Consider the following 14370-nt stretch of genomic DNA (forward strand, 5'->3'; position numbering starts at 1 on the left):
GGCCGGACCAGCCGGGCGGGTTCGCGCCCAGCGCCAACTCCGGTGGGTGATCTCACCACACGTGGTGAACCGGTGACCGTCGACCCGCGACACGCCGAGCGGAACCGCCGGGGCAGAATCACCGGGTGTCCGAGATCTCCGCCGCCTTCGTCCGGCTGCACGCGCGGCTCGCTCCGGTGGCCTTCGTGCCCGAGGTGCGGCTGCACCAGGCCGACGAGCCGATCGGGCTGTGGGAGCTGACCGAGGGCGAGTTCCGCAGCGCGCAGCCCCCGCCGTTCTGGGCCTTCGCGTGGGCCGGCGGGCAGGCCCTGGCCCGCTACGTGCTCGACCATCCGGAGGTCGTCGCCGGTCGGCCAGTGCTCGACCTGGCCGCCGGCTCCGGCCTGGTCGGGATCGCCGCCGCCCGGGCCGGCGCGCTCACCGTACGCGCGGTGGAGATCGACGAACGGGCCGTCGCGGCCGTCGCGCTCAACGCCGGGGCCAACGGGGTACGCGTCGACGCCGTCCACGCCGACGTCCTCGACGACGCGGACGCCGGCCCGGCCCGGGTGGTGCTCGCCGGAGACGTCTTCTACAGCGCGGCGATGGCCAACCGGATGCTGCGCTTCCTGCTGCGGGCCACCCGGGCCGGGGCGCGGGTGCTGGTCGGCGACCCGGGACGCGCCTTCCTGCCCCGGGAGCGGTTCACCGAGCTGGCCGGGTACGACGTCCCGGTGCCACCTGCGCTGGAGAGCGTCGCGGTCCGGCACGCCACCGTCTGGGAACTCAGGCCCGGCCGTCCCCGCGCCGACGCATGACCGTTCCACTGTTCCGGGCCTGGGGCGACCCGCTCGACCTCGACCGGCCCGACACGGTCACCGTCCCCGACCACCGCGGGGTCGCGCACCTGCTGGTCACCCGGCACGCGCTCGTCCGGCAGGTGCTCGCCGACCCGGTCACCTGGCGACCGGACAACGCGCTCGACGCGGTCACCCCGGTCCCGGTGGCCGCGCTGCGGATCCTCGCCGGGCACCGGTTCCGCCTGCCGCCCACCCTGGCCAACAACTCCGGCCCGAGCCACCCGGGAATCCGGGCGCTGGTGGCCGAGGCCCTGCACCCGACGCGGGTCGCGGCCCAACAGCCCTGGCTGACCGACCTGGTGCGGGCCCGGGTCGGTCGGCTCGCGGCCGGGCTGGCCGCCGGGCAGACCGTGGACCTGCACGCCGGGATCGCCGCCGACCTGCCGTTGCGCACGCTGGCCCGGCTGGTCGAGTTGCCGGACGCGCCGGTCGACACGGTCAAGGAGTTCGCCCGCGCCGCCCTGGAGCTGTTCTGGGCGCCGCTGGACGAGCAACGCCAGCAGGCCCTCGCCGTCGAGGTGGGCCGGTTCCACCGGGTGCTGCGGGAGTTCGCCGCCACCGGCGGTGGCCTGGCCGCCCGGCTGCGGGCCGCCGGCCACCACCCGGACGTGGTGGTCGGCGCGCTGTTCTTCCTGCTGGTGGCCGGTCAGGAGACCACCAGCCAGTTCCTCACCCTGCTGCTGCACCGGCTCACCGGGGAGCCGGCGGTGCTGGCCGGGCTGCGCGCCGGCGCCCTGCCGGTGGCCGACGTGGTCGAGGAGGGGCTGCGGCTGGAGCCGCCGATCGTCACCTGGCGGCGGGTCGCCGCGGTGGACGCCACGCTGGGCGGGACGCCGGTGCGCCGGGGCGCCCCGGTCGTGCTCTGGCTGGCCCGGGCCGGCCGTGACCCGGCGGTGGTCGCCGAGCCGGCGCGGTTCCGGCCGGGGCAGCGGGGATCCCGCCGGCACCTGGCGTTCGGCGCGGGCGCGCACCGCTGCGTCGGCGCGCACCTGGCCCGGATGGAGGCGGCCGTGGTGGTGGCCGGCGCGGCGGAGCTGCTCGCCGACGTGACAGTGGTCCGGCCACCCTGGTGCCCGGACAATCTCACCTTCCGGATGCCGGACGCCTTCCTGGTCCGCCACGCCTGACCGGCCGGCCGCGCGGCCCGGCGGACCGGCCGGCCGCGCGGCCCGGCGCCGACGAAGGTCAGGAGCTCAGATCTCCTCGGCCCAGGCCCGCCAGTCGTCGAGCACCCCGTGCAGGGCGGGGGTGAGCCAACCCGGCGCGGACCGGCGGAACACTCCCGGATCCATCGCCCCGGCCCCGGCCGGCAGCGCGCCGAGCAGGTTCGGCACCAGCTCACCGAGGTTCGCCCAGTGCACCAGCTCCGGCTCCGCCGGCCACGCCCCGAGGACGACGCCGGCCGGCACCGCCCGCCGTTGCAGCGCCTCCAGGGTCAACGCGGTGTGGTTGAGGGTGCCCAGCCCGGCCCGGGCCACCACCACGGCGGGCGCGCCGAGCGTCACCGCCAGGTCGGCCACCGTCCACGCCTCCCCGGACGGCCGCAGCCCCATCGGCACCAGCAGCCCACCGGCCCCCTCGACGAGCACCAGGTCGTGCTTGTCGGCCTCCTCGCGTACGGCGTCGACCACGGGGTCCAGCTCCAGCGGCGTCAGCTCGGCGACCCGGGCCGCGGCCAGCGGGGCCAGCGGGTCCGGGAAGCTGGCCAGCGTACGGCCGGTCAGCGGGGCCGCCAACCGGGTCACGCTGTCGACGTCCGACGGCTCGCCGGTGGCCGTGCCGGTCTGGCCCGGCTTGACCACGGCGACCCGCAGGCCCGCGGCCTGGGCGGCGGCGGTCACCGCCGCCGTCACCACCGTCTTGCCGACGCCGGTGTCGGTGCCGGTGACCAGCACCGCGCCCTGCCATCCACCGCTCACCGGGCCACCTCCACCGTGGGCTCACCCGGCGCGCAGTCCACCACCACGTCCAGGGCCCGCTCGAAGTCGACGCGGGGCACGCCCGCGCTGATGGTCAACCGCAGCCGGGACCGCGGGTCCGGGGTGGCGGGCGGGCGGAAACAGCCGACCGCCACGCCCCGCTGCCGGCACCGGTCCGCCCACCCGGTGGCGGCTTCCGGGCCGGGGGCGGTCACCGACACCACGGCGGCGTCTGGAGCGGAAACGGTCAGTCCGGCCGCGCGGAGCCGGCGTACCGCCAGGGCGGCCCGGTCGGCCAGCTCGGCCCGCAGGTCGTCGGCGTGCCGGGCCAGGCCGAGGGCGGCGCCCACCCCGGCGGCCACCGCCGGCGGGAGCGCGGTGTCGAAGATGAACGTCCGGCCGGTCTCCACCAGGTGGCGGACGAGCGGGGCCGGGCCGGCCACCACGCCGCCCGCCCCGCCGAGCGCCTTGGAGAGGGTGGCGGTGACCACCACGTCCGGCTCACCGGTCAACCCGGCCGCCACCACCCCACCGGCCCCGCCAGGCCCGATCACCCCGAGCCCGTGCGCGTCGTCGACCAGCAGCAACGCGCCGAACCGGCGGGCGACGGCGTGCAGCCGGGCGAGCGGGGCGAGGTCACCGTCCACCGAGAACACCGACTCGGTGACCACCACGGCCGGTCGTCCCGGGGCGGCGGCCAACGCCGCCTGCACCGCCGCCACGTCACCGTGCGGGGTGACCACCGTCTCCGCGCCGGAGATCCGGCAGCCGTCGATCAGCGAGGCGTGGTTGTGCGCGTCCGACACGAGCAGGGTGCGTGGGCGGGTCAGGGCGCGCACCGCGCCCAGGTTGGCCAGGTAGCCGGAGGAGAAGACCAGGGCCCCTTCCGTACGGAGCCAGTCGGCCAGCCCGTCCTCCAGCGCCCGGTGCGCGTCGGTGGAGCCCCGCACCAGACGGGAACCGGTCGCGCCCAGCCCGTACCCGGTGAGGGCGGCGGTCGCGGCGGCGACGACCTCGGGACGCGTGGCGAGACCGAGGTAGTCGTTGCCGGCGAGGTCGACCACCACGTCGGCCTCGCCCCGGGGACGCAGCCGCCGGGTCAACCCGGCCCTGGCCCGCAGCTCGGCCCGGCGGTCGAGCGCCGCCAGCCAGTCCGCCACCGTCACTCCCCTGCTCGCACCGACCTCGGCCGCCGCACGCCGTGCCGCCCTGCCCGGGCGGCGCAACCGACGACCGTTCCGCCGGGCGAAATTACCATCCGGGCCGACCGGGCCGGCGTGGCGTGGGGACGGGCCTGGGAGTGGCTCGTGGAGCGCCGGAGTCCGGCGACGTCGGGGATTCGTCCGGGGCGGGCGGGCTTGTAGGGTACGACCCATGCCAGAGATCCTCGACCAGGCCCGCACCCAGGTGCTGGAGAACGGCGTCGGCCTCGACCAGGCCGGGGTCCTCGCCGTGTTGACCCTTCCCGACGAGCACCTGTCCGACACGCTCCAGCTCGCGCACGAGGTACGGATGCGCTGGTGCGGGCCGGAGGTCGAGGTGGAGGGCATCGTCTCGCTCAAGACCGGCGGCTGCCCGGAGGACTGCCACTTCTGCTCCCAGTCCGGCCTGTTCGCCTCGCCGGTGCGTTCCGTCTGGCTGGACATCCCGTCCCTGGTCGAGGCGGCGAAGCAGACCGCGGCCACCGGGGCGACCGAGTTCTGCATCGTGGCCGCCGTACGCGGGCCGGACGCGAGGCTGATGCGGCAGATGCGCGAGGGCGTGGCCGCGATCCGCGCGGCGGTGGACATCCAGGTCGCCGCGTCGTTGGGCATGCTCACCCAGGAGCAGGTCGACGAGCTGGTCGAGATGGGCGTGCACCGGTACAACCACAACCTGGAGACCTGCCGCTCGTACTTCCCGAACGTGGTCACCACGCACTCCTGGGAGGAGCGCTGGGAGACGCTGCGGATGGTCCGCGAATCCGGCATGGAGGTCTGCTGCGGCGGCATCCTCGGGCTCGGCGAGACCGTCGAGCAGCGGGCCGAGTTCGCCGCGCAGCTCGCCGAGCTGGACCCGCACGAGGTGCCACTGAACTTCCTCAACCCGCGGCCGGGCACCCCGCTGGGTGACCGTCCGGTGGTCGAGGGCCGGGACGCGCTGCGGGCCATCGCCGCGTTCCGGCTGGCCATGCCGCGCACCATCCTCCGGTACGCGGGCGGACGCGAGATCACCCTCGGCGACCTCGGCACCCGGGATGGCCTGCTGGGCGGCATCAACGCGGTGATCGTCGGCAACTACCTGACCACGTTGGGTCGCCCGGCCACCGAGGACCTGAAACTCCTCGACGACCTGAAGATGCCGGTCAAGTCTCTCTCCGCGACGCTGTGACGGGTCGGTCGACGACCCCGGGTCACCCCGCGCCCCCCGGAACCGGAGCCGGCGACAACGGAGCCGGCGGGAGCAAAGTCGGAGCCGGTGGGAGCGGAGCTCACTGCGGTGGGAGCGGAGCTCACTGCGGTGGGGGCGGAACTGGCGGATACGAAGGCCACGGGACCGAAGGCCACGGGAGCGGAGCCGGCGAGAGCGGAGCCGGCGGGAGCGGAGCCGGCGGGTGGTGTGACCGGTGTGGCGAGCCGGTCGATGCCGGTGGGCACGTCGCGTGTCGGGCGGCACGCGCGCTGGAGCCGCCCCGGTTCTGTGTGCGCTGCCGGCGGCGGATGCGGGTGCAGGTGCTGCCGACCGGCTGGCGGGCCACCTGTGTCGAACACGGCGCGACCGAGGGCTGACCGAAGCAGATCTTGGACAGTTGCCGTCCAGATACGACGGTAACTGTCCAAGATCTGGCGACGAGAGACGAGCGAGCCCCGCACCGCAGCAGGCGCACCGCAGCAGGCGCACCGCAGCAGGCGCGGGGCAGCAGGGCGCGGGGCAGGGCCAGCGGCGCGAGTCGGGAGACGAGTAAGGCCAGCCGACAGACAAGCCGGGCGAGCCAGGCGGGCCAGGCGGGCCGGCAGACAAGCCAGGCGAACCGGGCGGGCGGCAGACAAGCCAGGCGAACCGGGCGGGCGGCGGACGAGCCAGGCGGACCGGGCGGGCGGCGGACGAGCCGGGCGGCGAGTGGCGCGGGCGAAGTGGCGGGTGGGGCAGCGGGGATCGGGCGGGTTCGGCGAGACTCGACGGCATGGTTACCGACCGGCCCTCCGCCGACCTGACGGAGCTCGACTGGCTGGCGTTCGAGCAGGGCGGCGTCCTGACCACCGCGCAGGCGACCGGTCTGCTCACCGAGGGGGTCGTCCGGAGCCGGATCCGTACCGGGCGGTGGCGCTCGGTCTGCCGGGGGATCGTGCTCACCGGCAACGGTCGGCTGACCCGGGACCAGCAACTCTGGGTGGCGGTGCTGGCGGCGGGGCCGGAGGCGGTCCTGGCCGGCGCGACGGCGGCCACCGAGGCCGGCGTGCGGGGGCTTCCCTGGGAACCGCTGCACGTGCTCGTGCCGGCCCGGCGGCGGGCCGGCCGTACGGTGCTGCGCCGGTTGCCGCTGGACATGCCGGCGGTTCGGGTGCACCGGACGACGGTGCTGCCGCCGGAGCATCTTCAGGTCGGCCGGCCGCCCCGCACCACCACCGCCCGGTCGCTGGTCGACGCGGCCGGCTGGGCCCGGGACGAGGCACAGGCGCAGACCGTGCTGGCCGCCGGTTGCCAGCAGCGCCGGGTGCTTCCCGAGGAGCTACGGCAGGTGCTGGGCGCGCTGCCCCGGGCTCCCCGACGTCTGCTCGTCCAGCAGACCGTGGCGGACATCGCGGGTGGCGCCGAAGCCCTGTCGGAGATCGACTTCGTCCGGCTGTGCCGCCGGCACGGGCTGCCCCGTCCGGAGTTGCAGCGGCGGCGTACCGACGCGGCGGGGCGGACCCGGTGGCTGGACGCCCACTGGCGGGCGTACCGGCTCCAGGTGGAGATCGACGGCGCGCACCACATGGACGTACGCGAGTGGGCGGCCGACATGCGGCGGCAGAACGACGTCTGGACGGCGGGTGACCGGATCCTGCGTTTCCCGGCCTGGCTGGTGCGTGCCCGCCCGACGGAGGTCGCCGACGCCCTGCGCCGCGCGCTCACCTCCGCCGGTTGGTCTTCCGACGCCGCCGTCACGTGAATCTTGGACAGTTACCGTCCAGATACGACGGTAACTGTCCAAGATCACTGGGTCAGGCGATCGTGCAGGTGGCGCCGTTGAGGGTGAAGGCGGTCGGTTTCGGGTTGCTGCCGGTGTGCGTGCCGTTGAAGCCGAAGCTGGTCGACGCGCCCGCCGCGAGGGAGCCGTTGTAGGCGGCGTTGGTCAGGGTCACCGCGGCGCCGCTCTGGGTGGCGTTGGCCGACCATGCCTGGGTGACCTTCTGGCCGGTGGACGGGAAGGTGAACGCCAGGCTCCAGCCGGTGAGCGCCGCCGTGCCGGTGTTGGTGATCGTGATGTTGGCGGTGAAGCCGCTGCTCCAGTCGTTCGTGGCGTAGCTGACCCGGCAGTTCGAGATCGGCGCCGCGGGAGAGGTGCGTACCGTCATCCTCGCCGAGGGCGGCGAGGTGTTGCCGGCGGCGTCCACCGCCACCACGTAGTAGCCGTACGCGGTGTCCGGAAGCAGCCCGGTCAGCGTGTGCGTGGGGCTGGTGACGGTGGCGACCAGGGCGTCCTCGGGCAGCGCCGGGGTGTAGATCCGGTAGCCGGTGACGCCCACGTTGTCGGTCGACGGGGTCCAGGTCAGGGTCGCCCCGGTGGAGGTGACCCCCGACGCGACGGGCGTGCCGGGCGCGGTCGGCGGGGCCGTGTCGCCGTCGTTGCCGGCCGGCGTCGTCACGACCACCTTCGGCGACCAGTTCGACGTGTTGCCGGCCTTGTCCCTGGCCTGCACCATGAACTCGTACGTCCGGGCTGGTTGCAGGTTGGTGACGGCCAGCGAGGTGGCGGTGGTGTTGCGCATCCCGTACACGTCGCCGCCGACCATGAACGTGCTGACGGTGTAGGTGTCGAGGCCGCTGCCGGCGTCGGTGGAGGCCGCCCAGCTCAGGTTCACCGAGGTGGGGGCGAGCCCGCTGGCGACCGGGGCGCCGGGGACGGTGGGCGGGGTGGTGTCGGCGGGCGCGGTGGTCGGCTCGTCGCCCCAGACCCGGGTGGTCCCGGCGTACAGCGGCACCTTCCGGTTCGGCCCGGCGGTGGCCTGGTACGAGGGGTCGTTGGTCGGGTCCCAGGTGCCGCCCTCCGGCACGCCGATCTTGAACTGCACCTCCATCCGGTGCGCGGACTGCCCGGCCGGGGCGATGGTGTGCCCGGCGCAGTCCACCTCGACGTACCAGATGTCACCGCTGTGCTGCTTCGCCGTCGACGGCGCCGGGCAGCCCTGGGTGTAACCGGGGGTGACCTGCACCGCCGAGGTCCCCTCGGGGCGGAAGTAGTAGCGGAACTTCCCGTTGGTCAGCGCCCGGGCCGGGAACGCCGACTTGTTGTAGACGATCGCCTTGAGCCCGACGGACCGCGGCTCGTTCTGCATGACCGTGGTCTCCACGGTCAGCTCGTCGATGTCCGGCTGCTCGGCGACCGGGAACCCGGCGGCCGGGGTGCCGCCGTACTTGGCCGTCAGGGCGGCCAGCGCGGAGGTGAAGCCGGCGTTGTAGTCGGTGGCGACCTCGTTCATCACGTAGTCCGACCGGTTGTCGGTGTACGCGTCGTTCGCCGCGGACGGGCCGCCGACCAGCGCGCCGTAGAGCACGTGCCGGGTCTCGGTCGGCACGGTCTGGCTGTCCCACCAGGAGCCGTGCGCGGTGCGGTGGTGCGGGTTGCGCGGCGAGTTGGTCCCGAAGCCGATCTGGTAGCTGGACTTGCGCGGGTTGTCGCCGAGCGCGTAGTTGATCTGCCGGACCGCGAAGTCGTGGTAGCGGGTCTTCCGGGTGGCGTCGGTGATCTTGTCGCTGTGCAGCAGCGCGACGAACGCGGTGTTCGAGGCGTAGCGCAGCGCGCCCCAGGAGTCGAGCACGGCCATCCCGCCGGGCGAGTAGGCGACCCGTTGGCCGTTGACGCCGACGGTCCAGAAGTCCAGCCACCGGTTGGCGTCGTCGAGGTACTTCTGCTTGCCGGTCAGCGCGGCCAGCAGCACGTACGTGCCGTACTGCTTGTTGTCCCAGGCGATCGTCCACTTGTAGGACTTGGTGGTGGTCTGGTTCTCGTTCTGGAGCTTGTCGTACTCGCTCTCGGCCTTGGTCAGGTAGCTGGCCTCGCCGGTGGCCCGGTGCAGCCAGACCGCGCCCCAGACCAGCTCGTCCTGCCAGCCGCTCCAGGAGCGGTAGAAGCTGGTCGCGTCGGTGATGCACTCGTGGTAGCTCTTGCGCACCGTGTCGGCGAAGGTGTAGAGCTGCCGGGCGTGGGTGAGCAGCGTGTTGGCGTAGGTCGGGTCGGTGGGCCGGAACACCATGGACGACGCGGCCATCGCCGCCGCCGTCTCGCCGGCCAGGTCCGCCCCGCCACAGCTCGCGTCGATCTTGTACGCGGGCCGCGCCATCGGCATCACCTCGGCCGGACCCCACCACTTGTGGTCGTCGTCGCCCTTGCCGACCTGACCGTAGAGGACGTTCGGGGCGGGGTGCGCCTTGATGAAGTAGTCGTTGACGAACCGCAGGTTGTTGAGCAGGTGCGGCAGCTGACCGGAGGCCACGTAGCCGTCCCGGTACTCGACCGCTCCCCAGGCGAGCATGGTGGCGGTGAACGCCATCGGGAAGCCGAACTTCACGTGGTCGCCCGCGTCGTACCAGCCACCGGTGAGGTCGAGGCCGACGTCCGCGCCGTCGCGCAGCGCGGAGTCGCCGCGCCAGGAGACCCGGTTCCAGTCGGGCAGCTCGCCGGACTGCTGGGCCTCGTAGAAGTACAGCGACTTCTGCAACGCCTCGGCGTAGTTGTAGGCGGGGGCCGCGGCGGCGGGGGCGGCGGCCGGGGCGGTGACCGCGAGCGCGAGGCCGGTGGTCAGCGCGGCGCCGACCGCCACGAGGCGACGACGCCAGGACGGTGCGAAGCGGCCACGGGCGGTGCGGTGGCGCATGCCGGTGCTCCTGTCGGGTGATGAGGGGGCCGCCCGGCGAACGTCGACGCGGGACGGGGGTGCGGGGCGACGTTCGCCGGGCGGCCGGGGGTGGTGATGGTGGGGGAGCCGGGAGAAGCGCCGCCGATCGATGGAAGCGCTCCCATGGATACGCGACAATGTAACGCTCGGCTCACCGGTTTGTGAAGAGCTGATGTCCAACCGACCCGGCCGATCCGGCCGCGAGGCCGCCCGCGCCCCGCCGACCAGGGAAAGTGTCGACCGCCCAGGGAAGGCCGCCGGACGAGGCTTCAGGAAAGCCCTTTCCGAGCATTCTGGCGTGGATCACATTATCGAGGTTCTACGATACGATGTCGGCGTAGCACCAGCTCAGCGAGGCATGCACCGAGCACCAGGCCGGTTCGACCGGCCCTCGACAGTGGACGGCCATCCTGGCATACGAACGTACTGTTGCCGCCCTGGTCACGGCCACGGGACAGTACCCGCAGCGGTGCCGTCGATGCCGCCGCTCCACTGGATGACCCTGAGGAGATCGCGATGGCTCTACGACTCGCCGACGGTACCGCCTGGGCCGACACCCTGGCCCGCGCCGTCCAGGCCACGCCCGAGGCGTTCGACCCGGCCGGCCCGGACGGCACCGTCACCCTGCGCAACCTGATCCAGGGTGACTGGGCCTCGGCGGGCACGCCCACCCCGGTCCGTACCCCGGTGGACAACACCGTGCTGGTCAACCTCCCCCGGCTGGACGCGGCGACGGCCAGCGCGGCGGTCGCCTTCTCCGCCGCCACCCACCGCGACTGGGCCGAGACCCCGCTGGCCACCCGCAAGGCCAAGGTCACCGAGGCGGTCGACGCGCTCACCGCGCACCGCGACCTGCTCGCCCTGCTGCTGGTCTGGGAGATCGGCAAGCCGTGGCGGCTGGCCTGCGCCGACGTGGACCGGGCCCTGGACGGCGTCCGGTGGTACGTCGAGGAGATCGACCGGATGCTCGCCGACGGGCGCGAGCCGCTGCCCGGCCCGGTCAGCAACATCGCGAGCTGGAACTACCCGATGAGCGTGCTGGTCCACGCCGAGCTGGTCCAGCTCCTCGCCGGCAACGCGGTCATCGCGAAGACCCCCTCGCAGGGCGGCGCGGTCTGCCTCACCGTCGCCCACGCGCTGATGCGCCGGGCCGGACTGCCCGCCACCCTCGTCTCCGGCGGCGGCGAGGAGCTCTCCGAGGTGCTCGTCCGGGCCCCCGAGATCGGGGCGGTCGCCTTCGTCGGCGGGCGCTCCAACGGCGGCAAGGTCGCCGCCGCGCTGCTCGACTCCGACAAGCGCCACTTCATCGAGCAGGAGGGTCTCAACGCCTGGGGCATCTGGAACTTCTCCCAGTGGGACATGCTCGCCAAGCACCTGAAGAAGGGCTTCGAGTACGGCAAGCAGCGCTGCACCGCGTACCCGCGCTTCGTCGTCCAGCGGGAGCTGGTCGACGAGTTCCTCGCCATGTACCTGCCGGTGGTCTCCTCGGTCCGCTTCGGCCACCCGCTCGCCGTGGCCGACGACTGGTCCGCCGGTGACCCGCTGCCCGAGCTGGACTTCGGCCCGCTGATCAGCGGCTCCAAGGCCGACGAGCTGCGCCGCAAGGTCGACGAGGCGGTCCGCGGCGGCGCGATCCCGATCTACCGCGGCAAGCTGGACGGCGCGCCGTTCCTCGACGGGCAGGACACCTCGGCGTACGTGGCCCCGTCGGTGCTGCTCGCCCCGCCCGGCCGGTCCCGGCTGATGCACGCCGAGCCGTTCGGCCCGGTCGACACGATCGTGGTCGTCGACACCACCGACGAGCTGCTCGCCGCGATGAACGCCTCCAACGGCGCGCTGGTCGCCAGCCTGGCCTGCGACGACGAGGACGAGGCCGCGAAGCTGGCGGTGGACCTCCAGGCGTTCAAGGTCGGCATCAACAAGCCGCGCTCCCGGGGCGACCGGGACGAGCCGTTCGGCGGCCGGGGCGCCTCGTGGAAGGGCGCGTTCGTCGGTGGTGACCTGCTGGTGCAGGCGGTCACCGTCGGCGGTGAGGGTCGCCTCTACGGCAACTTCCCGGACTACAACAGCTACCCCGCCACCTGACCGTCGCCGCCGGGCGGGGCCGGGGCGGACAGCCCCGACCCGCCCGGCCACGGCCACCGGGCCGTCAGCTCGGTGTCCCGGCACGTCCCCGGCCACCCGGGTACGGTCAGCGGATGGCCACGATCGCACAGATCTCGCTGGGGGTGTCCGACTGCGAGCGGGCCGGCCGGTTCTGGGCCGCCGCCCTCGGTTACCGGCGTCGTCCGCCCCGCTACCCCGGCGACGACTGGATCCTGCTGGAGCCCCCGCCGGGGGTGGCCGGCGCGGCGATCGCGATGGACCTCAGCGCCAGCCCGGTCGAGCGGCTCCCCCGCATCCACCTCGACCTGGCCGCCGGTGAGCGGGGCCTCGACGCCGAGGTGGACCGGCTGGTCGGGCTCGGCGCGCGACGGGTCGACTGGGCGCACTACCCGGCCGAGCTGGAACCCGGCGCGCCGCCGTACGTCGTGCTCGCCGACCCGGAGGGCAACCGCTTCTGCGTCTGCGGCGAGGCCGACCGGCCCGACTGAGCGCCCCGCGCGCCGACCGACCGTCGACAACCCGGCCGGCTGAGCGCCCTGGCTAGACGCCCGTCGGGCAGGCGCGGACGGCGAGGGGAAACGTGACGGTGACCAACGGGCCGTCCCGGTCCAGGGTCAGCGGGCGGCCGAGCCGGTGCAGCATCCGCAGCATCGGCGCGTTCGAGGCGTGCACGTGCAGGTCCACGGCCGCGTACCCGGCCCCGTCGGCGTGGGCGAGCAGGCGACGCAGCAACGCGCCACCCAGGCCACGGCGCTGCTGGTCGTCGTTGACCAGCAGCGCCGCCTCGGCCTGGTCCCCCTCGCCGAGCAGGCTCGCCATCGCGACGATCGACTCCCCCGCACCGGAGGAGTCCACGCCGACCGATTCCCCCGTACCGGGGGAATCCGCCTCGACGACGACCAGGGTCATCCCACGCGCCGGATCGAGCAGCCGCCGCAACCGGTCGGGAGACGGCCGGCCCGCTTCGCTGAGGTAGCGACGGTGCAGGGTCCGCGCCGAGCACTGCTCGTGCAGCCGTAGGACGGCTGGGAGATCGTCCGGCCCGGCCGGGCGTACGCCCAGCTCGGCGCCGTCGGGTAGCACCAGGGTGACCTGTTCCGCGGCCCGGCGCGCGGCGGTGGCGGCCAGCTCGACCAGCGCCTGCGCCCGCGCGTACTCGGCAGGGGTGAAGTCCGGCGCGGGACGGGACAGCTCGAAGACCCCGCCGACGCCGTCGGCCAGCCGCATCCGGGCCCGGTCGACGCCGACGGCCTCGGCGGAGCGGACCGGCCGCCAGGTCACCGCGTCCGCGCCGAGCAGCGCGCGCAGCGCCTCGCCTGTCGCGTCCGGGTCACGGACCAGCCGGGTGGCCAGGCCGAGCACCCTGGTGGGCTGGTCGACCAGGCCCCGCGCCTCGCTGCGGGCGATCCAGCAGTCCCGCCCGCGCCCCCGCTCGACGGCGGCGAGCAGGTCTGCCTCGTCGATCGTGTCGGGGGCGTCCACCAGGAAGTCGTCCACCGCGCCGGCCTCGGTGGTGTGCACCTGCAGGGCGAGGATGTTCACCCCGCGCAACGCGAGGCTGGCGGTCAGCACGGAGAGATAGCCGGGACGGTCGTCCACCGTGGCCCGGATCCGCCAGAGTGTCACGGTCGCCCCCCGGCGGTCGGGGCCGGGGGCGCGCCCACCAGATCGAGCCGGTCGCCGAGGATGACCGCGCTGGCCTTGACCAACTGGGTCAGCCGGTCCACCTCGGTGCGGTGGAAGGCGGCCGGCCGCAGGGGCTCGGCGGCGTCCCGGGCCACCACCAGGACCAGGCCGGCCCGACCGAACGGGACCAGCGCGAAGTGGCCGCCGTCGGGCATCGTCAGCGCCCGCGAGCGCAGCGGGGTGATCTCCGGCAGCGTCGGCGGGACCGGGGCACGCCAGCTCGCGTACCCGACGGTGGCCGATCCCCCGCCCGAGGAGGCCCAGTCGATCGGCACCACGGCGGCCACCGCCCAGTCCGCCGCGAGCAGGCCCGGCACCGCGTCGACCAGGGTGGCGCACCCGTCGGCCGGGTTCGCCGCCACCTGGGCGAGCAGCTCGGCGTCCTGCCCGGTGGCGGTCGGCGCGCCGATCGCCCGCCACACCCCGTCCACCTGGACGCCGGGGATCGCGGCGAGCCCGGCGAGCAGCCGCTCCAGCCGGGAGGCCCCCGGCCAGACCACGGTGAAGTCGTCCACCGCCCGGCCGCCGAGCCGCTCCAGCACCACCACCTGGACGATGTCGGCGCCGGAGACGCCGAGGGTACGTGCCACCTGGCCGAGCGTGCCGGGGCGGTCCGGCAGGGTCACCCGAACTCTCAGCAGCATGGTCCTGTCCCCCATCGCTCGGCGGGCCGGCTCACACGTCCGGCAGGCTGGTGCCCAGCGTGCCGGACGAGCGTTTCGCCCCTGTTGCCGCAGGGTG

At 74.5% G+C, this 14370-nt stretch carries 11 protein-coding genes and 1 pseudogene; 7 read left to right on the forward strand and 5 right to left on the reverse strand.

Annotated elements, in window-relative coordinates; all coding sequences use genetic code 11:
- Window positions 1–125 precede the first annotated feature (125 nt).
- A complete protein-coding gene (locus tag O7606_RS10325) occupies window positions 126–797 on the forward strand; it encodes a 50S ribosomal protein L11 methyltransferase (RefSeq protein ID WP_281598837.1) in 672 nt (223 codons plus the stop codon).
- A complete protein-coding gene (locus O7606_RS10330) occupies window positions 794–1966 on the forward strand; it encodes a cytochrome P450 (RefSeq protein WP_281598838.1) in 1173 nt (390 codons plus the stop codon). Before O7606_RS10325 ends, O7606_RS10330 begins: the two co-directional genes overlap by 4 nt.
- Before the next feature lie 66 nt (window positions 1967–2032).
- Here O7606_RS10330 and bioD read toward each other — a convergent pair whose 3' ends face one another.
- Both bioD and O7606_RS10340 read right to left on the reverse strand, forming a co-directional pair.
- Entirely contained in the window at window positions 2033–2734 is a 702-nt protein-coding gene (bioD, locus tag O7606_RS10335) for a dethiobiotin synthase (protein WP_281599594.1), read from the reverse strand.
- A gap of 20 nt (window positions 2735–2754) precedes the next feature.
- The gene (locus O7606_RS10340; protein ID WP_281598839.1) at window positions 2755–3918 is read right to left on the reverse strand and encodes an 8-amino-7-oxononanoate synthase; all 1164 of its coding nucleotides are present in this window, start codon (window positions 3916–3918) and stop codon (window positions 2755–2757) included.
- Between the two features lie 214 nt (window positions 3919–4132).
- On the opposite strand from O7606_RS10340, the gene bioB reads away from it, so the two are divergent.
- The 3 genes and pseudogenes from bioB (at window position 4133) to O7606_RS10350 (ending at window position 6890) form a co-directional block, all read left to right on the forward strand.
- A complete protein-coding gene (gene bioB, locus O7606_RS10345) occupies window positions 4133–5128 on the forward strand; it encodes a biotin synthase BioB (RefSeq protein ID WP_281598840.1) in 996 nt (331 codons plus the stop codon).
- Between the two features lie 206 nt (window positions 5129–5334).
- Window positions 5335–5526, forward strand: a pseudogene (locus O7606_RS27605) (hypothetical protein); the annotation flags it as partial.
- Window positions 5527–5921: 395 nt separating this feature from the next.
- The gene (locus tag O7606_RS10350) at window positions 5922–6890 is read left to right on the forward strand and encodes a hypothetical protein (RefSeq protein WP_281598841.1); all 969 of its coding nucleotides are present in this window, start codon (window positions 5922–5924) and stop codon (window positions 6888–6890) included.
- A 52-nt stretch (window positions 6891–6942) separates the two neighbouring features.
- Here the strand turns inward: O7606_RS10350 and O7606_RS10355 are convergent, their stop codons facing one another.
- Window positions 6943–9816 (reverse strand): glycoside hydrolase family 9 protein, encoded by a 2874-nt coding sequence (locus O7606_RS10355; RefSeq protein WP_281598842.1) that lies wholly within the window; start codon window positions 9814–9816, stop codon window positions 6943–6945.
- Between the two features lie 537 nt (window positions 9817–10353).
- Here O7606_RS10355 and O7606_RS10360 point away from each other — a divergent pair.
- Window positions 10354–11922, forward strand: coding sequence for an aldehyde dehydrogenase family protein (locus O7606_RS10360; RefSeq protein ID WP_281598843.1), 1569 nt, complete (start codon window positions 10354–10356; stop codon window positions 11920–11922).
- Between the two features lie 113 nt (window positions 11923–12035).
- Window positions 12036–12431 (forward strand): VOC family protein, encoded by a 396-nt coding sequence (locus O7606_RS10365; RefSeq protein WP_281598844.1) that lies wholly within the window; start codon window positions 12036–12038, stop codon window positions 12429–12431.
- 52 nt (window positions 12432–12483) lie between these two features.
- Here the strand turns inward: O7606_RS10365 and O7606_RS10370 are convergent, their stop codons facing one another.
- Both O7606_RS10370 and O7606_RS10375 read right to left on the reverse strand, forming a co-directional pair.
- Window positions 12484–13569 (reverse strand): GNAT family N-acetyltransferase, encoded by a 1086-nt coding sequence (locus O7606_RS10370; protein WP_281598845.1) that lies wholly within the window; start codon window positions 13567–13569, stop codon window positions 12484–12486.
- Entirely contained in the window at window positions 13566–14273 is a 708-nt protein-coding gene (locus O7606_RS10375) for an amino acid-binding protein (RefSeq protein WP_281598846.1), read from the reverse strand. Before O7606_RS10375 ends, O7606_RS10370 begins: the two co-directional genes overlap by 4 nt.
- Window positions 14274–14370: the final 97 nt, after the last annotated feature.

This window comes from Micromonospora sp. WMMD882 (assembly GCF_027497255.1).
Classification (GTDB): Bacteria; Actinomycetota; Actinomycetes; order Mycobacteriales; family Micromonosporaceae; genus Micromonospora.

Excerpts from the sequence above, each read along its gene's own strand:
- O7606_RS10330 (WP_281598838.1), top strand. The coding sequence starts at position 794 with ATGACCGTTCCACTGTTCCGGGCCTGGGGCGACCCGCTCGACCTCGAC.
- bioB (WP_281598840.1), top strand. The coding sequence starts at position 4,133 with ATGCCAGAGATCCTCGACCAGGCCCGCACCCAGGTGCTGGAGAACGGC.
- O7606_RS10350 (WP_281598841.1), top strand. The coding sequence starts at position 5,922 with ATGGTTACCGACCGGCCCTCCGCCGACCTGACGGAGCTCGACTGGCTG.
- O7606_RS10355 (WP_281598842.1), bottom strand. The coding sequence starts at position 9,816 with ATGCGCCACCGCACCGCCCGTGGCCGCTTCGCACCGTCCTGGCGTCGT.
- O7606_RS10360 (WP_281598843.1), top strand. The coding sequence starts at position 10,354 with ATGGCTCTACGACTCGCCGACGGTACCGCCTGGGCCGACACCCTGGCC.
- O7606_RS10365 (WP_281598844.1), top strand. The coding sequence starts at position 12,036 with ATGGCCACGATCGCACAGATCTCGCTGGGGGTGTCCGACTGCGAGCGG.
- O7606_RS10375 (WP_281598846.1), bottom strand. The coding sequence starts at position 14,273 with ATGCTGCTGAGAGTTCGGGTGACCCTGCCGGACCGCCCCGGCACGCTC.